The sequence below is a fragment of the Commensalibacter sp. M0133 genome, from assembly GCF_016101485.1.
In the GTDB taxonomy this organism is placed as follows: Bacteria; Pseudomonadota; Alphaproteobacteria; order Acetobacterales; family Acetobacteraceae; genus Commensalibacter; species Commensalibacter melissae.
The window spans coordinates 104,291-125,014 of the sequence record NZ_JACFQI010000003.1; the positions used below are offsets into that span (position 1 = coordinate 104,291).

At 37.5% G+C, this 20,724-nt stretch carries 17 protein-coding genes and 1 tRNA gene; 14 read left to right on the forward strand and 4 right to left on the reverse strand.

What is annotated here, in order from left to right; translation table 11 throughout:
- Positions 1-168 precede the first annotated feature (168 nt).
- Genes H3T46_RS06995 through H3T46_RS07005 form a run of 3 tightly spaced genes read left to right on the forward strand, consistent with a single transcriptional unit; the run spans position 169 to position 3,644 of the window.
- On the forward strand, positions 169-1,494 hold the full coding sequence (locus H3T46_RS06995) for an O-antigen ligase (RefSeq protein WP_198198075.1): 1,326 nt from the start codon (positions 169-171) through the stop codon (positions 1,492-1,494).
- On the forward strand, positions 1,478-2,542 hold the full coding sequence (locus H3T46_RS07000; protein ID WP_198185463.1) for a GTP-binding protein: 1,065 nt from the start codon (positions 1,478-1,480) through the stop codon (positions 2,540-2,542). The genes H3T46_RS06995 and H3T46_RS07000 overlap by 17 nt, the downstream gene beginning before the upstream one ends.
- 25 nt (positions 2,543-2,567) lie before the next feature.
- On the forward strand, positions 2,568-3,644 hold the full coding sequence (locus tag H3T46_RS07005; protein ID WP_198198073.1) for a WD40 repeat domain-containing protein: 1,077 nt from the start codon (positions 2,568-2,570) through the stop codon (positions 3,642-3,644).
- A gap of 89 nt (positions 3,645-3,733) precedes the next feature.
- Here the strand turns inward: H3T46_RS07005 and H3T46_RS07010 are convergent, their stop codons facing one another.
- From H3T46_RS07010 to H3T46_RS07020, 3 genes are all read right to left on the reverse strand, one after another.
- Positions 3,734-4,606: a cation diffusion facilitator family transporter gene (locus H3T46_RS07010; protein ID WP_198198071.1), complete on the reverse strand. Its 873-nt coding sequence runs from the start codon at positions 4,604-4,606 to the stop codon at positions 3,734-3,736.
- A gap of 21 nt (positions 4,607-4,627) precedes the next feature.
- Complete coding sequence (locus tag H3T46_RS07015; RefSeq protein WP_232350027.1) at positions 4,628-5,608, reverse strand: cation diffusion facilitator family transporter; 981 nt, start codon at positions 5,606-5,608, stop codon at positions 4,628-4,630.
- A gap of 195 nt (positions 5,609-5,803) precedes the next feature.
- A complete protein-coding gene (locus H3T46_RS07020) occupies positions 5,804-5,989 on the reverse strand; it encodes a hypothetical protein (protein ID WP_155580074.1) in 186 nt (61 codons plus the stop codon).
- Between the two features lie 2,592 nt (positions 5,990-8,581).
- Between H3T46_RS07020 and H3T46_RS07025 the strand changes: the two genes are divergently transcribed.
- From H3T46_RS07025 to H3T46_RS07040, 3 genes are all read left to right on the forward strand, one after another.
- A complete protein-coding gene (locus H3T46_RS07025) occupies positions 8,582-10,207 on the forward strand; it encodes an NAD(P)/FAD-dependent oxidoreductase (RefSeq protein ID WP_198198069.1) in 1,626 nt (541 codons plus the stop codon).
- Positions 10,208-10,377: 170 nt separating this feature from the next.
- Positions 10,378-10,890 (forward strand): GNAT family N-acetyltransferase, encoded by a 513-nt coding sequence (locus H3T46_RS07035; protein WP_198198065.1) that lies wholly within the window; start codon positions 10,378-10,380, stop codon positions 10,888-10,890.
- Positions 10,891-10,899: 9 nt separating this feature from the next.
- Positions 10,900-11,223 (forward strand): YnfA family protein, encoded by a 324-nt coding sequence (locus H3T46_RS07040; RefSeq protein ID WP_110439434.1) that lies wholly within the window; start codon positions 10,900-10,902, stop codon positions 11,221-11,223.
- Between the two features lie 856 nt (positions 11,224-12,079).
- On the opposite strand, the gene H3T46_RS07045 is transcribed toward H3T46_RS07040, so the two are convergent.
- On the reverse strand, positions 12,080-12,226 hold the full coding sequence (locus H3T46_RS07045; protein ID WP_155580078.1) for a hypothetical protein: 147 nt from the start codon (positions 12,224-12,226) through the stop codon (positions 12,080-12,082).
- Positions 12,227-12,615: 389 nt separating this feature from the next.
- On the opposite strand from H3T46_RS07045, the gene H3T46_RS07050 reads away from it, so the two are divergent.
- The 8 genes from H3T46_RS07050 to H3T46_RS07085 all read left to right on the forward strand — a co-directional run bounded on the left by H3T46_RS07050 (position 12,616) and on the right by H3T46_RS07085 (position 20,713).
- Entirely contained in the window at positions 12,616-12,927 is a 312-nt protein-coding gene (locus H3T46_RS07050; protein ID WP_198198063.1) for a DUF3892 domain-containing protein, read from the forward strand.
- Between the two features lie 749 nt (positions 12,928-13,676).
- A complete protein-coding gene (gene gatC / locus H3T46_RS07055; RefSeq protein WP_155565071.1) occupies positions 13,677-13,952 on the forward strand; it encodes an Asp-tRNA(Asn)/Glu-tRNA(Gln) amidotransferase subunit GatC in 276 nt (91 codons plus the stop codon).
- Positions 13,952-15,433: an Asp-tRNA(Asn)/Glu-tRNA(Gln) amidotransferase subunit GatA gene (gatA, locus tag H3T46_RS07060; protein ID WP_198198061.1), complete on the forward strand. Its 1,482-nt coding sequence runs from the start codon at positions 13,952-13,954 to the stop codon at positions 15,431-15,433. Before gatC ends, gatA begins: the two co-directional genes overlap by 1 nt.
- On the forward strand, positions 15,430-16,881 hold the full coding sequence (gene gatB / locus H3T46_RS07065) for an Asp-tRNA(Asn)/Glu-tRNA(Gln) amidotransferase subunit GatB (protein WP_198198059.1): 1,452 nt from the start codon (positions 15,430-15,432) through the stop codon (positions 16,879-16,881). Before gatA ends, gatB begins: the two co-directional genes overlap by 4 nt.
- Positions 16,882-16,970: 89 nt before the next feature.
- Positions 16,971-17,062: transfer RNA gene (locus H3T46_RS07070), tRNA-Ser, on the forward strand.
- A gap of 954 nt (positions 17,063-18,016) precedes the next feature.
- Positions 18,017-19,033, forward strand: a complete 1,017-nt coding sequence (locus tag H3T46_RS07075; RefSeq protein WP_198198057.1) for a tail fiber domain-containing protein — start codon at positions 18,017-18,019, stop codon at positions 19,031-19,033.
- Positions 19,034-19,134: 101 nt separating this feature from the next.
- Positions 19,135-19,350 (forward strand): hypothetical protein, encoded by a 216-nt coding sequence (locus H3T46_RS07080; protein WP_122123107.1) that lies wholly within the window; start codon positions 19,135-19,137, stop codon positions 19,348-19,350.
- On the forward strand, positions 19,343-20,713 hold the full coding sequence (locus H3T46_RS07085) for a CotH kinase family protein (protein ID WP_198198055.1): 1,371 nt from the start codon (positions 19,343-19,345) through the stop codon (positions 20,711-20,713). Before H3T46_RS07080 ends, H3T46_RS07085 begins: the two co-directional genes overlap by 8 nt.
- The last annotated feature ends 11 nt before the right edge of the window (positions 20,714-20,724 follow it).

Here is a 20,724-nt window from a genome sequence, read left to right on the forward strand (position 1 = left end):
TTTGAATTTCATGTTTAAAAAAAGAATATATTGAGATTTAATGTTTTAAATAATATGAAATCTTTTATTATTGATGTATTTGATTTACGTTGTGATTTCCAGACTGTTATTTCATTGCGTAATGTTTTCTAATTAATTCCTGTTCTTAAACCGGAGAGCCTTTGGGTTATGGAATCTGTCCGTAAGTTTCTCAATAAGTCGACACTGTTCGCTGTTTTAATTTTGCCTGTTTTTTTAACGCACTTACGGGGTATAGCGGATGGGTTGATCAGTTATATAGCAATATGTTTTGTAATTTATTCTTTTATCAACAAACAATGGGACTGGGGAAAACAAAATTGGGTGATTATTGCATTTCTCTGGTGGGGGTGGATTTTATTGTGTACTATTCCCTTTGGATTGTTTCAATATAACATAATGATGATCCAGGCTTTAGTGTTAATTCGTTTTATTTTTTTTGCTGCGGCACTTCAGGTCTGGGTTTTAACTGATGAGAAATACAGGCGATGGCTATCTTATGTTTTGATTGTCTGTGCGATTTATATTATTTTGAATATGCTTTGCCAGCTTATTACAGGATATAATATTTTAGGAGCGCCACGTTATTTCGACGGTACACTGACAGGTCCATATCATCATCCTAGAGCGGCAGGGCCATTGGCCAGGTTACTGTTGCCAATTACTTTAAGTTTGAGTATTTATTGCATTTGTCGTTTAAAAGGATGGCGGGGAAATCTGGTCGCTTTATTCATTATCTTATTTGCTACACTGATGATGGCTTTTGCCGGTCAAAGAATGCCATTTATTCTTTTTGTTTTTGGAATAGTTGTATCCTTGTATTGGTTACGTCCCTTACGGACAATCGTTTTGTCAATGTTAATTTGTATTCCATTGATACTGGGTGCAACATCATTTTTATCGCCTAAGAGCTATCATCATTTGGTGACTTTATTTATCCATCAAATGGCACATTTTTCCTCTGATAATTATGGACTGATCTATACACGGGCGATGATTATGGGATTGTCAAATCCCTGGACGGGTTTGGGATATGATGCCTATCGTCATTTTTGTGCCAATCCGATTTATTTTCATGGATTATCCTTTTGGGGAATTGCAATTGGACATGGGGATGGGAAAGGGGCAGAGATTTGTTTGCCCCATCCTCATAATCATTATATTGAAATGTTTGTAAATGCAGGAATTCCCGGATTAATCTTGTTTTGTTACATGGTATTTTTATGGTGGGTTAATTTGGTAAAGGGATTAACGTCCAAATTGCTATCATTGAAAGATGCGGTTAAAAATTCCTGGCGTGTTGGATTATTTGCTGCGGTTTTAGTTCACGAATGGCCATTCGCGGCTGGAGGAAGTTTCGGAAATTTACCCTTGGGAGGATGGTTTTTTCTACTCTTGGGGTTAGGTTTATCTTATAGTTGGGATTATGGTAATCATAAGGCAGCATTGAAGGTTCATAATGGAATTGGATCATAAAGAAAAAAATAAAATACCTGTAACTGTTCTGACGGGTTATTTAGGAGCGGGGAAGACAACTTTACTAAATCGTATTCTAACGGAACAGCAAGATAAAAAATATGCCGTTATTGTTAATGAATATGGTGAATTAGGTATTGATAATGATTTAATAGTCGATGCGGATGAAGAAATATTTGAGATGAGCAACGGATGTGTCTGTTGTACAATTCGAGGCGATTTGGTTCGTATTCTCAACAAGCTTATTCAAAGACAAAGAAGTTTCGATGGAATAATTATTGAAACCACAGGGTTAGCTGATCCTGCGCCCGTAGCACAGACTTTTTTTGTTGATGAGGATATTCGTAACAAAACTCGTCTTGACGCGGTGATTGCCGTAATTGATGCGTTTCATGTGATGAAGACATTGGATGAAAGTAAGGAGGCAGTCAATCAAATTGCTTTTGCGGATGTAATCTTGTTGAATAAAGTTGATCTGGTTGATAGGGGATCATTAATTGCTATAAAAAAAAGAATTCGTACAATCAATCCGATGGTTGCTTTATATGAAATGGAAAAAGGGAATATTTCCCTTATGAAAATTCTGGATCTTGGGGGGTTTGATTTAAATAGAGCCTTGACGTTAGAGCCCAAATTCTTATCATCCCATGACCATGACCATGACCATGACCATGACCATGACCATGACCATGACCATGACCATGACCATGACCATGACCATGACCATGACCATGTACAACATTCTCATGGTGATGGTGTGACGAGTATTTCACTTATGGAAGATAAACCATTAGATGGAAAACGTTTTAATTTATGGATGTCCATGGTTCTTCAGAAATTTGGAAAGGATATATTGAGAACCAAAGGAATTATGAATTTTAAGCATGACGATCGATGTTTTGCATTTCAGGCTGTTCATATGATGGCAGAGGGCAATTTCATACGTTCTTGGAAGACAAATGAGGATCGTTGTTCCAGATTGGTTTTTATTGGCCGGAATTTAGATGAGAAATCTCTACGTGAGGGATTTTTTAAATGTATAGATTAACAAATCTGTGACTGGAAAGTATGGAATGAATCAGCCGTTACAATTAATCGAAAGTCGGGGTTCTTTTAAAAAAGTGGAAGGCACGATTATCGCCTGTGCTACATCTTGGGATGAACAGTATAGTGCTTTTGCAACGGCAGATGGAGATTTGTGGATTATTCCTTTGATTCACAATAATGATCCAGATTATTGGTATAAAGTTCAACCTCATGATGGAGGGATTTTATCTTTATCACAAGATTTGACCTTTTCAGGTTTTGTTACTTCTGGTGATGATAATAAACTAGTAAGAATCATTCCTGGGAAGGAACCTCAACAATTATTAAAATCCAGACGTTGGATTGATAAAATCGTTTCTTGGACTGATAAGGAAAGGAAACAAAATAAAATCGCTTTTATTACAGGAAAAGAAATCTATTTATATAAAGATAATTTTACAGAGCCATATAGAATTTTTGAACATTCTTCTGGAGTTAGTGATTTGGTTTTCAGTTTGGATGGTGCAAAAATAGCCAGTTCTTATTATAATGGTGCCACTTTATGGTCTGCTGATTATAAAAATCCTGTAAAAATTAAGGATTTTACATGGAAAGGTAGTCATACAGGGATTACTTTACATCCTAAAGAAGAGGCGTTGGTAACATCAATGCAAGATCATGATTTACATGGTTGGCGTATTTCAGACGGACACAATATGCGAATGAGTGGATACCCAACCAAAGTAAAATCTCTAAATTTTTCATCTGATGGAAAATGGTTGGCAACCAGTGGAGCTGAACCGGTGGTTTTATGGCAGTTTTTTGGAGGCGGTCCAATGGGAAAACCTCCTGTGGAATTGCCTGGTATTCCTGGAAGTTGTTGTATGGTAGTGGCATGTCATCCGACCTATGATATGGTTGCTGCTGGATTTTTGGATGGTAGTATATTATTAATCGGAATCAGCGACGAGAAAGTTATTCCGGTAAATTTAGGATCTAAAAAATCCATTGGAGAAATTACGGCTTTACAATTTAATGAAGAAGGCAGTTTATTAAATATTGGCACTGATGATGGCTATATTATTCTAATTGATTTATCTGAAAAAAATAGTTGTAAAAAATAATCAGCCATATCCTTTTTTCTGTCCAGGATTTATTTATATGGATGAGATATCATGTTTCAGAACAAGTAGTTGATCAGAATTTAAAAAAATTATTCTGGTTCCACATGAATGTTTATTGAAACATTTCCAATTACTTTTTGTAAAGCGTGTTCAATACGATCACATATTTTATGGGCTTCTTGCACTCTCATGTCTCCAGACACAACCAAATGAAAATCAATAAAAATCAAATTGCCAACCTGACGAAAACGGACCATATGGAATTCTTTTGCTTCAGGGGCATTTGCCTGAATTATTTTATAAATACTGGAAATGGTTTGAGGGTCAGGAGCTTTATCCATCAAGCCATTAATAGAATTTTTTATGATGCCAAAGCCTATACGTAAAATATTAATAGCAATGAAAAAGCCCATCAGGGCATCAAGTGCAGCCCATTGAAACATTGGAATAAGTGTAAAACCTACAATTAATCCGATAGTTGTCCATACATCGGAAAGAACATGCTGTCCACCTGCTATAAGGACTGCAGAAAAATATTTTTTACCTACACGAATAAGTGTTATTGCCCAGAATAGATTAACAAGTCCAGCTGTTCCATTTAGAATAATTCCTTTTAAAGGCGCCATAGGAAATTGGGGATTTTTCCATCCTTGCCAGGCTTCGTAAAAAATTAAAATTGATGTTACTATTACTAATAAACCTTCGGCGGCGGCAGAAATATATTCGGCTTTATAGTGTCCATAAGTATGGTTTTTATCGGCTGGTTGGGTCGAAATGGTGATTGCGAATATTTCAAAAATAGCGGCTAACACATTGATTGTTGTCTCAAGCATGTCAGAATAAAAAGCAACACTGAGTGTTGTTTTCCATGCCAGATATTTAAGAAAAAAAACTATAAGACTAACCAGAAAATTCCCAAGACTGAATAGGATTTTCTTATTCTTTATTATTTTAAAGATCATAAGGTAATTATAAGTTTAAGGTTAAACAGTATTAATGTCCGCCAGATTGCAAAAACTGGCTTCATTTTTTTGTTCGATCTGGAAAGTTGAATGATTAATTCTAAATTTTTCCTTGAGGCGTTGTGCAACCATATTCAGAAACTGGTCAGAATGTTGATTGGTATTACTGACCAAATGAACAGTTAGGGCGGTTTCTGTTGTACTTAAAGCCCAGATGTGTAGATCATGTAAATCAATGATATTGGGAAGGGAGCGTAAATAGGTTTCCACGGCGAAAGCGTCAACATTGCTTGGGACACCGTCCATGGCAAGTGTAACTGAATCTTTCAATAAAGACCAAGTTCCCCAAATAATTATTGCAGCGACAATCAAGCTGGTAATGGGATCAAGCATATTCCAATGGGTGAAAAAAATAATAATCCCTGCCCCGGCAACACTCAACGATAAAAGGGCGTCATAGGCCATGTGCAAAAAGGCGCCCTTAATATTAAGATCCTCTTTTTGTCCGGAATGGAACATTAATGCGGTTATTCCATTTATAACAACACCGAGTAAGGCGACTAAAATTACTGTTTTACCTGTAACAGTTGCAGGTTTGTAAAAGCGTTCAATTGATTCCCAGATAATTCCTCCCGTAACAATAAGCAATAAAATTGCATTACTTAAAGAAGCCAAGATAGAGGTTCGACGATATCCGTAGGTAAAATTGGGAGAGGGTTTTTTTTTGCTTAAATATGAGGCCCCCCAAGCGGTGGCCAAGGCAAAAACATCTGATAGATTATGACCGGCATCAGCAATTAAGGCTAGGGAATTGGCAAAAATGCCCCATATGGTTTCGGCGCAAATATAAATTAAGTTAAGGCTAATTCCTAGAGCAAAGGCCTTGCCAAAAGATTGTGGAATATGATGGTGATGACCGTGGATATGTTCATGTGCATGATCATGCAAGTGGGAATGATTGAATTGATGCATGTCATGCGTGGAATGATCCAAATTGCTCAAGATTAAATCCCTATAATTTTTTAGTTATAAAATAAGATTAACCATATTGTTAAACGCTTATTATAAAAAATTTAATTTGATTAGCCTAATTTTATTTTTAAAAATTTATCTAAATTATATCAAATCTGACAATCAAGTTTTAAATTGGTTTTATATGTAAATACTGTGTTTTGTTTATTATAAAAAATCCAAATATTAATCGGGAATGAATGTTAAGAAAATTTGTGCTTCTTCGTTAACGTAACCATAATGATAGTATTCCTTATCACTATTATTTATAAAAGAATGAACAACGCAATTACCCGCCTCGATGTGAACAGGTAGTCGATTATTATCAGAAATTTGTTGAATGGTAGAATCTTTTCCATGAGCGGTTATCAAGGTCTGGGCTATTACTTGTGAGGTTGGTCATAAGGAACTGTATTGGGAATCTTGTCATTAAAAAATTTGACCATTATGATTAGGAAAAGCTATTATACGACATTGTTGTTTATAAACTGCGATTATATTTCTCACAGCTAGTTTTTCATATCAAAGAAAGATTGATAGCTGCAATATTTTCATAGATAGAAATTATCTTTCTCTTTGGTAGAATTATATAACTGTTACCATCAGGAAATTTTATGCCGTTTTTAACAACAGTAATTGCTATATATTCTGTATTTCGTACACCTGTAGTCCTTTCAACATCAAGTTTGACCCGATCCTATCAGATAATTTTTTAGGTATGGATTTATATTTGAGATTAGCATCAATCTTGACAGTTTTATCGCCGGATTTTGATTGTTTTAATATAATTGATTGATAACTGGCTGTATCATAATTGCCTCCATTGCCTTTTTCTCCATCAGGAAATTGGTTTGGTACAAAAAATGATAATAATATTATAGACTTAGATGCTTTCCTTGAATTTATTTTTGTGAATTTCAAATGGATGGAGAACATCTGAAAATCATTGGAAGCATGGGTAGGTAAAGAAATTAAACTATAAGCTTCAAATAAAAAAAATATAAAAATTATAAATAATTATTGAGGGAAGGTATATCTAGAATAATGTTATTAACGTTTTTGAAAAAAAGATATAAAATATGGTTCCAGCTTAAGAAAATGTTACTTGTAATTGGTTGTTTTTGAAATTATATGATGTTTTATCGTTTAAGTTTTTGATACCTCTCCTTAAATGTTATAAACTTCCTGAAAGACTAACTTTATTAAAGACTGAAAATAAATTATTTTCAGTCTTTTTTTAATAGTTTTATATTGAACAAATCATGTGTTTCAATTTTTTTAGTGCCAATAATGGTTTATATTAGCGAGGATAATTAAATAAAATAAAATTCTTTATGTATAATATTGAGCCTCACAAAAAGTTTTATAGAAATAACAGAATCACTGATTTTATATGATTTACCAATTCATTAATTTGATTTAAAAATTAAAATTTGGTTTGTTTTTTCTAAATTAAAGACTTCGACAACGTTAATAATATGCAAGTTTAGAAAAAACAAACCGAAACAATATGAAAATAAATTAAAGAATGTTACTTGTCAGGCTTCCTTATTTCTAAAAATGCAGAAGCAAATTGCAATTGATTAATATAAAATATTTTTCTATTCTCCTTATTAAACTAAAATGTAAAACTGGACAGTCAAAATAAAATATTTAAAATGAATTTAATGAAATATCTTTACTATATAAAAGATTTATTTTGAATCAATTAAAAGATAAATGTTTTTTATTACATTTTATTATCATGGTTAAATCACTACATTTACGAATTAACTGCCAAATCGCATTCAACAGATAAATGTTTCCACTCTTTGTACAAGTAATCAATACCAAAACAAAGCTGACTTTTTTCCACATGGTAATAAAAACCATAGTCTTATCATATAAAATATGATAAATATCACAGACAGTCATTGCAGAAATTCCTCTTCTGTTATGATTAGGTCGGGTCAGTATGTTGCAGCATCTGATCCGGCCGCTTCGACACTATCTGTCGAATGCTGACTACAAATATACAAAGAAAATTGGATTTATGAAACTTATTTTTTTTGTCCATGTAAAAATAAGACTATTAAATTTATTTAATATTATTAATAATTTCATATATAAAATGTTATATTAGAACAATATTGATTAAAATCAAGGTTTTTTTAAGTTGGTTTTTCCTAAATTTATTATTCCTTTATTGAAATGTAATTTTTTCATAAAGAATTGATAAAATAATATTCGATTCGAGATTTTGGTTTTTTTTTATATTTTTCTAATTTATATATATAATTATTTATTATTTACATATACGTTACTTGATGATAGTGAATTTATGCTATGTTATATTAGAAAAATGTACAAGAAATTTTAAATAACTGGGATGATAACATGATTTTTATAAAAACTTCATGATTAATTTTCATAAAACAATAACTACATATTATGTATACTCAATTAAAGTCAAGAAATATTGCTAATTTTATTTTACAAATATAATGGATGTCTATTTTACAAATAGATGAGAATTTTATTCTTTCATTTATCTATTTTATGGAAAAATTATAATTAAAATATAGTGATAATAAGATTTATTATTTGTAAAAATAATGCATTATTATAATTTTTATTATGTTTATATAGCTATTGACTTAATTACAATTTAATTAAGTCAATTAATCATTATTTATATGACAAGATTATTGATATGTATAATGGATTATTATGATGGCCAGCATTAATATTTCGATACAATATGACATAATGTTTGATGTAAAGTGTGGATGAGGACTTTGTGTCTTTGATTGGATATTTACCTGTTTTTGTCAATCTGTGGAAATTGTATTGAATATGGATATTTGAATCCTATTTTAATGATTGTCTTTTAGGGATTGTTCAGGATATAAACAGCGATATTCTGTAATCAGGGATTTAAGAGGATAAGAACAATTAGGATGAAAAGAAAATCTGGTTTTAAAGATGATTAGAGTTACAGAAGTGAAACTGCCCTTGGATCATGATGAAGCAGATTTGAAACAGGCCTTGTATAATCGTCTAAAACAATTTCCCAGCGAGTATCAGGTAATAAGGCGGGGATATGATGCGCGCCGACGGTGGGACATTCAACTGGTGTATACCATTGACTGTTCCATTGATAATGAAGAGGAATTTTTACGCAATCATTCCCTGGATCGCAATTTATCAAAAACACCAGAGGTTCGGTATCAGTTCGTGATGTCCCGGCAGACTGGTGAAAAAATTGCTAGTCAGGCTGGCTATGTTCGTCCCGTCGTTATTGGTGCGGGGCCTTGCGGGTTTATGGCGGGATTGTTACTGGCCCAGATGGGTTTGCGTCCTTTGATTCTTGAACGTGGGAAACCGGTCAGGGAAAGGACAGTCGACACTTTTGCATTTTGGCGTCAGTCAAAATTCAATCCTGACAGCAATGTCCAATATGGAGAGGGTGGTGCGGGAACCTTTTCCGATGGCAAACTTCATACGCAGATCAGTGATCCGTATCATTATGGTCACAAGGTCTTGACAGAATTTGTCAGGGCAGGTGCGCCAGAGGAAATTCTTTACGTATCCAAACCTCATATTGGTACGTTTCGGTTGGTCAGTATGGTTGAGAAAATTCGTCAGGAAATAGAATCTTTTGGTGGTCATTACCGGTTTAATACTTATGTGCAAAAGATTTTGATGAATAAAAATCGCCAGATTGTCGGGGTTCGATTGGTGGATGGGCAGGAAATACAGACAAATCACATTATTCTTGCGACTGGACACAGTGCGCGGGAGATGATGCATGCCCTTTATGAGGATGGCGTGGAGATTCAGGCAAAATCTTTTTCTGTTGGTGTCAGAATTGAGCATCCGCAAACCCTGATTGATAAGGCCCGTTTTGGTTCACAGGCGGGACATCAGCTGTTGGGGGCGGCCGATTATAAATTGGTGCATCATGATGCAGACAAACGGGGGGTTTATTCCTTTTGTATGTGTCCGGGGGGAACGGTAATCGCGGCAGCCTCGGAAGAGGGTGGAATAGTTACAAACGGAATGAGCCAGTATTCCAGGGCGGAAAGAAATGCCAATGCTGCAATCGTGGTGGGTGTTCAGCCGGAACGGGACTATGCAGGCCATCCCCTGGCGGGTATTGCCTTCCAGAGAGATCTGGAGCGGAAAGCCTTTCAGCTGGGGGGTGCGAATTACAAAGCGCCGGTTCAGCGGGTGGAGGATTTTTTGCTTGGAAGGGCAACCCGGACATTGGGTTCGGTTGTTCCCTCTTATAAACCGGGGGTGGAACCCAATGATCTTGCGGAGATATTGCCTTCATTTGTTATCAATGGAATACGGGAGGCATTACCTGTATTTAATCGTAAATTGTCCGGATTCAATTTTGCTGATGCTGTAATGACCGGTGTGGAAACGCGAACATCCTCGCCAGTTCGTATTCCAAGAATGGATGATGGGCAAAGTGTCAATACTTCCGGACTTTATCCTGCGGGAGAGGGGGCTGGATATGCGGGCGGTATCATGTCTGCGGCCATTGACGGGATAAAGATTGCCGAAAAAGTTGCCCAGAATATCCACGACAATCATCAGTAGATCCGGGGATTACATCCCTACAGACAAACTGTTGGTTTGGGATGTGATCTGGAATACATCTTTGCAACCTTCATAATTAATGTTTCAATGTTCACTTTGATGATTTTTGAATATTGGGTTAAAGTCGAACGATGGGAATGATGAGACAATAAAGGAAAGAAATCTGCATAATGAAAATTCATGCCGCTCAATTGGCTGATCTTGATCAGATAATGGGCATTCAAATGTTATGTTATTATGCGATTGAGCCTGAATCACGGCTCTCTATGGCTTCAAAAATCATTGCCAGTCCTGATACCTGTTTTGTGGTGAAAGAGCGGGACATGGTCAGGGGGTATTTGCTAGCCATTCCCGTCATGTCGGGTGAACCTCCCGCCCTGGATAGCGAAGCTTGCGATTTGGCAGGAGGAGCTGATTGCCTTTATCTGCATGATTTGGCCGTTCATCCAGAATCAAGAGGGCTGGGAGTTGGATGTATTTTAGTGCGGCAATTCATGAATATTGCTCATAAGAAAAAATTCCGTCATGCATCCCTTGTTTCCATTCAAGATTCCTTCCGTTTTTGGCAGAAACAGGGATTTGGTGCAATCGTTCCCTCCGAAAAGTTGCAGAGTAAATTGATGACCTATGGTCAGGATGCAATTTATATGGAAAAACTTCTGATTGACATTCCTCAGGAGTAGGATAATTTTATGAAATCCCTGTTTTTTTATTGTATTGCGGCCTTTGCCGAGATTGCTGGTTGCTTTTCTTTTTGGGTATGGGCACGGTTGGGGAAGTCGCCCTTGTGGCTCGTACCCGGAATGGCCAGTTTGGCATTTTTTGCCCTGATGCTGACGTTGGTGGAGGTTGATCTGGCGGGGCGTGCCTATGCTGTATATGGTGGAATTTATATTTTATGTTCCCTGTTCTGGTTATGGATTGTTGAAAATACACGACCGGATCGGTGGGATATTCTGGGAATGCTGATTTGTTTGGCTGGAGTATCCATTATCTTGTTCATGCCCAGGGGGTGATCAACTGCAGGGATCAATGGAATGTGGTTTTGGGACAAAGCGGGTTGAATATCTAAACTTAAAAAAATCCCAGGCAAATAATAATAAAATGCCTGGGTAAAAAAGTGCTTAAAATAAATATCAACGTAATAAAAGATATTTCACAAAAGGTTATTAATGAATTCAGTTATAAGAAATTTCTCGATGAAAAAATCAGCCTATAAATTTGAACTCAAACAATGAAATACCAACTACTATGAGCTAATATATGAAATCACATGATTTTTATACAATTTATGACCGGTTGCGTCAATATTGATACCCATGATTTTCCTATAAAAGATAGTAAAATAAAAGAGATAACGCTTGGAAAACAAAGGTTTTTTTTATAAAATGGCAAAATTTCAAAAAAATTTGATCGGTTTTGAAACAATAATAAATATTTCGGAATCGAAAAGTAATGGGGTCTTTTATACTACAAGATTTTATTGAAAAATGATGGAAACTGATATCCAGATTTTCAATTTTATTCAGTGACAGGATCATGTCGGGTTTATCAAAAAAAATTCCTGGAAAAAAGATTTTATGAAATGAAAAGGGAAAAATCCTGAGACAAAATTCTGTTCAATATAACATTTGCATGAATGAAAATAACACTGTTTATAAAAATACGGAAAACACCTGAAAATCATTGAAAAATCTCATATATTCCTTCGGTAAAAAATGGCTTCTTCAGGGTCATGAAACCGGAGGAAATAAAATTTTTGTATTTTAAAAACAATTAAGCAAGGGAACGGCCATTTACGTAAATCCTGATGGAAATGGTAAATATACGGGTAAATTCATTCGTTGGTTCTCCTTAACAATTTAATGGAAATTAAATAAATGCGGCATCCAGCGAACAAACGGCCCTGTTCCCCAAATGTGCAGTAAACCGTAGAATGAGAGGGTTGGTTTCTGAATAAAATTTATTTTTGGTGATAGCGAAAGGGCTAACAGTGTGATATAAATTCAAATCAGTCATTGCAGATTCCGTTCAAAACTTGGTCTGTGATGATTAGGTTGGGTAAGATGTTGTAGCATCTTATTCAACCGCATCAAGGCATTATTCGCCGGATGCTCCTGTTACTATACGTGTAAAATTTCCTTTTGCAAATAATTTTTTAAACGAATTAAAATTTGTCCCGTTCCCTTTATTGCGGATAAAAAGGTTATTCGTATCGGAATGGATTCTATATCTGAAATTCGATTTAATGAATTATTTCAAATATATATTAAAACCCGCTTATTATTGTCCATTCAGTTTAATGGCGCAAATGTTATTTCTCTTAACAAAAATTTGATAATTTCGTGATTTGATCGTTTCATGTAGTTAATATATTGTTAAAGATCGTTATATTTATGGAGTATTTTATGATGAATAAATGGGTGGATTACGTAATTACCGAAGTAAAATACAATAATGAACGTTCACATATCGTTGCATTCAAGTGCTGGCGACATATCGGGGCCGAACTGATCGGCCCGGATATACGGTCAAGGGCTGATATCATTAATGCCATTGACAATGAGAACCTAGTTTTTATCACCGAATACAAAGGTGAGGATGGAAAATGGGAAAAGGGCGGTGATGTCGGTATTGTAACGGTTGGAAATGAAAAATTCCTGCGAACCGATGCCAATCCGGAAACCCGTGACAATCTGGGAAATTTGCCCGAATTGTAATGTTCACGTAAATATGTCCAATACATCCAGTTTATCCATTATCGGTTATTTTCATTTAAGCAAATTTTATTAATTTTACCTAGTTATAATGTTAAACAGTTGTGATTAGATCGTTGCGGTGAAATAATGTATTATTTAATATCATTAATTTAAGGAGTATTTATCATGAGTAAATGCACAAACTAAATTTTTACAGCATTAAGTTACAATATTGATCATTCTCATATTGTCAAATTACAAATCTGGGAATGTGATAAAAACTTTGTAACTAAAAGATAATTTAGGTAATTTACCTGAATTTTGATTTGATTTTAATGTAATTGTAATTTATTACTTTAATTTCTTAGGTTATTTAACGTTAATTTTATATTTATAGATTCAATATTATCATTGATACAAGGGATTTGTACCTAGCATTAATGGAAATATTTTTATCAATAAATTTCAGGCTGGATGATTTTGCTTATTAGGTATTCCTGAATCAGATTCTGGAATATCGAGTGAAAAAATCATTCAGTTTTTTTTTTATCCTTTTTGCACGGTCTGGTTTTCGCAAACCGTTATTCTTTTGCCCCTTTTAATATTATAATCCCATCCGGCCAATTTAAATAGCTAATATGAATAATTGGAAAAAAGGTTTGTTTTGATCTTTTGATATAGATGGATTAAAATTGATTTTTTCATTTTGAAATTTTATTACTATTGTGAGGGAAGAATTGACTGATAAGCAAAAGGATGATTCCTTGGACATGAAGATTGTCCAACGGGTCGCTAAATTATCTGCACTTGCCGTCAAGGAAAAAGAACTGGCAACCTATGCCCGGGATTTGGGGGGTATAATACACTGGGTTGAGCAGTTGAACGAGCTGGATGTTTCCGCGGTTGAACCAATGGTTGGGGCAGAAAATGCACAATTGAGAATGCGTGATGATAAGGTTACCGATGGCAATTGCCGTGAGGCTGTTTTATCCAATGCTCCAGAACGTATCGCCGATTTTTATGCTGTTCCGAAAGTGGTTGAATAATGCTGACAGAAATGACGATTACAGACGCGGTCGAGGGCCTGCGTCAAAAGAAATTCAGCGCGGAGGAATTGACACGGGATCATCTGAAGGCGGTTGGTCAGTTAAACAGCCGGATCAATGCCTATATCACGGTAACGGAAGAGGTCGCCCTTGGTCAGGCCAAGGTGGCAGATGAAAAACTGGCTTCGGGGGATGCGTCGGTACTGACCGGTATTCCTTTGGCGATCAAGGATCTTTTTTGTACAAGGGACATTCCAACAACCGCCGCCAGCCGTATCTTGGAAAATTTTGTTCCACCCTATGAAAGTACGGTGACCTCGAATTTATTGAGGAATGGAGCCGTTTTTTTGGGCAAGACCAATCTTGATGAATTCGCAATGGGATCCGGCAACCTGAATTCGGCATTCGGTGCCGTTGAAAATCCATGGAAACGCAAAAATGATGATGCGTTTCTGGTTCCCGGCGGCTCTTCTGGTGGTTCCGCGGCTGCCGTGGCGGCGCGGATGGCTTTGGGGGCAACCGGAACGGATACGGGTGGCTCCATTCGTCAGCCGGCAGCATATTGCGGTATCACCGGAATCAAGCCAACCTATGGGCGGTGCAGTCGTTGGGGCATTATTGCCTTTGCCAGCTCGCTTGATCAGGCTGGACCCATGGCAAAAACCGTTGAGGATTGTGCAATCTTGTTGCAATCAATGGCCGGTTTTGATCCAAAAGACAGCACAAGCGTGGACAAAGCGGTTCCGGATTATCGTGCGGCCTGTAACCGTTCATTGAAGGGGTTACGTGTGGGTATTCCAGAAGAATATCGTGCCCCTGGCATGTTATCTGAAATAGAGGCAATCTGGCAGCAGGGAATTGACTGGTTAAAAGAAGCCGGTTGCGAGATCGTGGATGTTTCCCTGCCTCATACTAAATACGGATTGGCCACCTATTATATCATTGCCCCTGCTGAAGCCTCATCCAATCTGGCCCGTTATGACGGGGTGCGCTATGGTCGCCGTGTCAGTGGAAAAAGTCTTGAGGAACTCTATGCGAATACACGCGGAGAGGGTTTTGGTACAGAGGTGAAACGCCGTATTTTGATGGGTACTTATGTGTTGTCGGCCGGTTATTACGATGCCTATTATCTCCGGGCGCAGAAGGTTCGCAAACTTATCTATCAGGATTTCATGAATGCCTATGAAAAGGTGGATGTTCTCTTGACACCAACGGCACCATCAGCCGCTTTTGCCAAAGGTGAACATCAGGATGATCCCGTACAAATGTATCTGAATGATATTTTCACCGTTCCCGCCAGTATGGCCGGAGTGCCTGGTCTGGCCTTGCCGGCCGGGTTAAATGACCAGGGTCTTCCCTTGGGTTTGCAGTTGCTGGGTCGTCCATTTGATGAGGAGACCCTGATTGCTGTTGGGTCAGCAATGGAAAAAGCTGCCAATTTCACATATAAACCCGCCATTCGTTCTGGAGTTTCCCTATGAGTTATGTGATTGAAGGGTCAACAGGATCCTGGGAAGTTGTTATTGGTCTTGAAGTCCATGCCCAGGTTATCAGTAAGGCCAAATTGTTTTCAGGTGCCTCCACGCATTTTGGTGGTGAACCCAATACACAGGTCAGTCTTGTTGATGCCGCTTTTCCCGGTATGTTGCCCGTCATCAATCGTGAATGTGTTGATCAGGCCATTCGTACAGGATTTGGGTTAAATGCCCAGATTAATCTGGTAAGCCGTTTTGACCGCAAGAATTATTTTTATGCCGATTTGCCACAGGGATACCAGATTTCTCAATTTACGCATCCTATTGTTGGCAAGGGTGAAATCGAGATCGAACTGGATGACGGTACGGTCAAGAAGATTGGTATTACCCGTTTGCATCTTGAACAGGATGCGGGAAAATCCATTCATGACCTTGCCCCAAAAGAGACCTGTATTGATTTAAATCGTTCTGGTGTGGCTTTGATGGAGATTGTCAGTGAGCCGGATATGCGCTCACCGGAAGAGGCAGGTGCCTACTTACGCAAAATCCGTGCGATTGTGCGCTATTTGGGTACTTGTGATGGAAATATGGAGGAGGGATCAATGCGTGCGGATGTGAATGTGTCTGTCCGTAAGCCCGGTGAGGAATATCGTACGCGTTGCGAATTGAAAAATATCAACTCCATTCGGTATGTCATGCAGGCAATTGAAATTGAAGCCAAAAGACATGTGGAAATTTATGAAAATGGGGGAGAGGTGGATCAAGAAACCCGTTTATTCGATGTTGCCAGGGGGGAAACCCGTACGATGCGCAGCAAGGAAGACGCCCATGATTACCGTTATTTCCCAGATCCGGACTTGCTGCCTCTGGTCGTTGAGCAATCTCATGTTGACCATCTCAAGGCAACCCTGACTGAATTGCCGGATGCAAAACGAGACCGTTTCCAGAATGAGTATGGATTGCCCCGTTATGATGCCAATGTTCTGGTAGCTGAAAAAGACATTGCCGATTTTTTTGAAATTGTTGCAAAGGGTCGGGATGGGCGTTTGGCCGCCAATTGGGTCACAGGCGAACTGTTTGCCTTATTGAATAAAAAGGGGCTGTCAATCCATGAAAGTCCTGTAAAGGCTGAGGCAATTGGTGCTTTGCTGGACTTGATCGCTGATAAAACCATCAATGGTAAGATTGCCAAGGAGGTTTTTGAGGATATGGTTGAAACAGGTGATATGCCTGCGGATATCGTGGAACGCAAAGGTTTGAAACAGGTAACGGATACTACGGCAATTGATAAAGTGATTGCGGATATCCTGTCAGCCAATGCAGATAAGGTTGAACAATATAAATCAGGTAAAGACAAGCTTTTTGGTTTCTTTGTCGGACAGGTTATGAAGGAAATGAAGGGTAAAGCCAATCCCGCAATAGTCAATGAGCTTTTAAAAAAGCATTTATCTTGATAAAAATTAAAAAAGGAAATTGACAGTCCTCGAATAAATGATTAGAAACGGTAAAAGCAAACGTCGTGTTATAGGCAGGCTCTTCTTGCGGAGGGGTGGCCGAGTGGCTGAAGGCGACGGTTTGCTAAACCGTTGTACGGTGTAAGCCGTACCGTGGGTTCGAATCCCATCCCCTCCGCCAGTTACATATGTTGAATATTGCCAATTACTGACAAATACCTTGTTTTTCCTAAAAAATCCATATTTACCTATCATATTCTTGCCAGTTCATGACAGATTATGCGATAAAAAGTGGGTACAAATCGTGTTGACAGATTCAAAGGTTAATTCTGACAGTTAAAAAACATTATCCCACATTATAAAACATTTGAACGCATTTAATATTGGGGTATATTCTGGGGTATATGATTTTTCATCTTGGGGTATATCGATGTTAACGGATAAAGCCATAAAAACAGCCAAATATCAGGAAAAGGGTAGAAACAAGCTTTATGAACGCGGTTTATACCTGGTTATCACAAAAACCAATTCTTAAATATGGTGTTTAAAATATAATTTAATAAAAAAGATAAACTCTTTTGTTTGAAGATGTGAAAATCTTTTATTCATTACCCATAATAATTAAACATTTGAATGCATTCAATATTAAGGTATATTTTTTCTATCTTGGGGTATATCAATTTTAATGGATAAAGTTAAAAATATAGCTAGATATTGAGAAAAGCCTATATTTGAGATAAATCATTAAAAACACTTATGTGTTTTGGCGTTAAGAAGAAAGTAGCAAAAATTTCTTTAGAGGTTTTTCTATGAGATTATTTTAGAAAACTTGACCGTTAAATAAAAAATAGTGTCAAATACAATAACAACATCTTATTAAGTTGCTCAATCACTCGTGTTTTTATCTAAAGAAAAAGTTTAAATAAAGAACCTGATCTCATTTTATATAGTTGTATTTTAAGATACTTGATATGAACTGTAGTCATCCTGTGGGTAATGATGGTGGATATGACGTCAAGATTGCGACAGAAGACAGTTATTTGAGAAGCGCTGACGGTAAGAATTAATTTAAAAACAGTAGCTTGTTGTGAATCTGTAATTTATTGATCAAAATTTAATTTAATAGGATATTTGAATGGTTAATCATTCTCCAAAGGATCTGGATCTCTCCGCATGTACTGTTTGTACTGATGGAAAGAACACATCACAAAAGTTATCAACTTTGGCTAAATCTCTTGATGAAATAACTAGCCAGATTGTTGGAATTTCCAAAACATCTGTTGATACCAAGCATTCAGTTGAAAAGGTTGCCGAAAAAATAAAAGATATTGACACAGAAGTTTATTTTAATAAAAAAGATGCGTTTACGGCGGGTAATCCTACAATATTGGGTAAAAATAAATCAAATATATTCGGTATTCAGGATGATGGTATCGTTAATCTGTTTTTTAGTCATAAAATTGACGAGAACGGCAATACATTTGTTGCACCAGTCAATTCAATTTATTTTAATTATGTTCTGAATAATACGATTATTGGGAGAGAAGCCATATGGACCACTGAAGATAAATTTTATAAAGCCTTTATGGGGCATGCATTTCATGCGGATAGTGATGGAAGTAGTGATCTTGGCATGAATGACCATGCCTGGAACAACATTTATTCAAAAACCGCGGTAAGTGTCACATCTGATGCGAGTGAAAAGAAGGTTCTTGCCAACCTTGGTGATGACAGGTATGCAGACAATCAAAAATTGCTGGATGCAATCTATAATCTGAATATCCATACCTACAAACTGAATGATTCCATCAATGAGAAAGGTGAGGACAAGGCGCGTCTGCATAACGGTTTTATCGCCCAGGATGTCGAAAGGGTTCTGACAGATGCGGGGCTGAACCCCTCTGATTACGGTATGTGGATTCAGGACAGGGTTTTCAGGAACATTGAGGTCGATACCGGAAAAAAGGATGCCAGCGGAAAAGCTGTAACCAGAAGCGAGTACCAACCTGTTCTGGATGAGAATGGGAAACAGGCATATCGTCAATCCCTGCGATATGAAGAAGTACTTTGCGTATTTATACAATCCATGAAACAGAAGATCGACAGACTGGAAAAACAGGTCGCATCATTACAGGTAAAGAACGGTAAATAATAACAACCATCTACAATATTTTCGGTAGGGAACCAGACATCAGTCTGGATTATCCCGATTAGGATGATATTGCCTATCATGTCCAGGTGTAGAACATATACGTGATTTCTTTTGCAAGTCAGCAAACAAGCCAGATGCAGCGTATGACTATCGTGTTGCTACAATTCGGTGACGGAAATTGTGTTGTTGAATTTGATACACCCATTTACTGGCAGGACAGGCAACCTTTTATCGACACAAGGGCATCAATAATGACCATCATGGAAATTATGTTCGATGCTACATCTCAATTTTATGGAAGACTGATTTATGGCTGATCTAGCTAAACAACCCACAACAGGATTTGTCAATAACGGCAGCCTTGTCCAGTATGGAAATGACAATACGGCGGGTGACTGGGATTATATCGTGATATCGAAACCGAACAAAACATGGAGGGTTTCTATCAGGGGAGATATTCCAACAAGCAAGGACGGTGTGGACATGAGTGTATCCGTTTTCGAGGGAACAATACCCCTGTTTTCCTCGACAGGAACATGGAAACTGCAGGGACAGACAAGCCTGAACGCCACCAAGAAAAACTTCAAGATAAAGTTCAGGAATGCGGAGACAGGTAAAAAACTAAAGGTGAAAATAGGGGACTGGACACCCTTGAATGGTCTGGTTCTGAAGGGTTATGCGGCAGACAGAACCCTGTTGAGAGACACAATCACCACGGAAATATGGAGAAATCTTCATAGGGATGAAAAAGGCTGCCTTGCCCCTGAATCCGCCTATTCCTATTATGACAGGGACAATCTTGGAATGAGAACATCAGTGCTGTTTTCAACGGCCGGTTTTCCCTGTGAACTGTATCATGACGGGGAATTCTTTGGGATGTATATAATAAGGTCTGACAATGACAATGACCAGTACCTGATTGATTCATCAAACCCAGGGCATTTTCTTGCCCAGCCCGATCATGCCAGCACGTTCTGGACAGACGGAAACTACAATCCTCCAGAATGGGAAATAAACTCGCCCGATCCGAACACGGATGACAGTGTCAGTTTCCTGAAAAGATTCCTGCGATGGTCTTCGGACTGTATCGCGGACAGGGTGAACATGAAAGAGACATATCGGGAATATATCGATCTTGAATGTTTCATTGACTATATCCTGCTCTGCGAGGTCTGTTTTTCCCCTGACAGTCTGGTGAACAATTTCATGCTATGCAGCTGGAATGCCACGTCGGTATCGGGTGTCATGTATATATATCCCTACGATGAGGATCAGACATTCGGTATTGTCGATCGATATCTGAGTGCCAGGGATACTGATCCTTTCAAGATGGGCTGGGTGACGAAACGGGACAGGATGTTTGACCGGCAGGATCCGATATTCTTTGAAACCATCCATAACAGTTTCACACCGGAAATACGGGCGAGATGGCGTTATCTGAGAGACACGGGAAAGATATCGGCTGAAACCTTCAACAGGATCATAAAGGATACAACCGATCTCATCAATCCTGACATGATGAGGAAAGACCTTGAATTATGGGCAATGGATGCAGATGTCGGAATAGGAAATGGCAAGGTTATTTCAGATGATGGAAAGAAATGGTCGGTCAGTTTCATCATGAATTTTGCCAAACGCCGTATCCAATGGCTGGATCAGCAATTCAAGTACTATAATTGATTATTCTTATT

What these genes read in the sequence shown, in the direction of transcription:
- H3T46_RS06995 (WP_198198075.1), top strand. Translation starts at nt 169, where the DNA reads ATGGAATCTGTCCGTAAGTTTCTCAATAAGTCGACACTGTTCGCTGTT.
- H3T46_RS07000 (WP_198185463.1), top strand. Translation starts at nt 1,478, where the DNA reads ATGGAATTGGATCATAAAGAAAAAAATAAAATACCTGTAACTGTTCTG.
- H3T46_RS07005 (WP_198198073.1), top strand. Translation starts at nt 2,568, where the DNA reads ATGAATCAGCCGTTACAATTAATCGAAAGTCGGGGTTCTTTTAAAAAA.
- H3T46_RS07010 (WP_198198071.1), bottom strand. Translation starts at nt 4,606, where the DNA reads ATGATCTTTAAAATAATAAAGAATAAGAAAATCCTATTCAGTCTTGGG.
- H3T46_RS07025 (WP_198198069.1), top strand. Translation starts at nt 8,582, where the DNA reads ATGATTAGAGTTACAGAAGTGAAACTGCCCTTGGATCATGATGAAGCA.
- H3T46_RS07035 (WP_198198065.1), top strand. Translation starts at nt 10,378, where the DNA reads ATGAAAATTCATGCCGCTCAATTGGCTGATCTTGATCAGATAATGGGC.
- H3T46_RS07040 (WP_110439434.1), top strand. Translation starts at nt 10,900, where the DNA reads ATGAAATCCCTGTTTTTTTATTGTATTGCGGCCTTTGCCGAGATTGCT.
- H3T46_RS07045 (WP_155580078.1), bottom strand. Translation starts at nt 12,226, where the DNA reads ATGACTGATTTGAATTTATATCACACTGTTAGCCCTTTCGCTATCACC.
- H3T46_RS07050 (WP_198198063.1), top strand. Translation starts at nt 12,616, where the DNA reads ATGATGAATAAATGGGTGGATTACGTAATTACCGAAGTAAAATACAAT.
- gatC (WP_155565071.1), top strand. Translation starts at nt 13,677, where the DNA reads ATGAAGATTGTCCAACGGGTCGCTAAATTATCTGCACTTGCCGTCAAG.
- gatA (WP_198198061.1), top strand. Translation starts at nt 13,952, where the DNA reads ATGCTGACAGAAATGACGATTACAGACGCGGTCGAGGGCCTGCGTCAA.
- gatB (WP_198198059.1), top strand. Translation starts at nt 15,430, where the DNA reads ATGAGTTATGTGATTGAAGGGTCAACAGGATCCTGGGAAGTTGTTATT.
- H3T46_RS07075 (WP_198198057.1), top strand. Translation starts at nt 18,017, where the DNA reads ATGGTTAATCATTCTCCAAAGGATCTGGATCTCTCCGCATGTACTGTT.
- H3T46_RS07085 (WP_198198055.1), top strand. Translation starts at nt 19,343, where the DNA reads ATGGCTGATCTAGCTAAACAACCCACAACAGGATTTGTCAATAACGGC.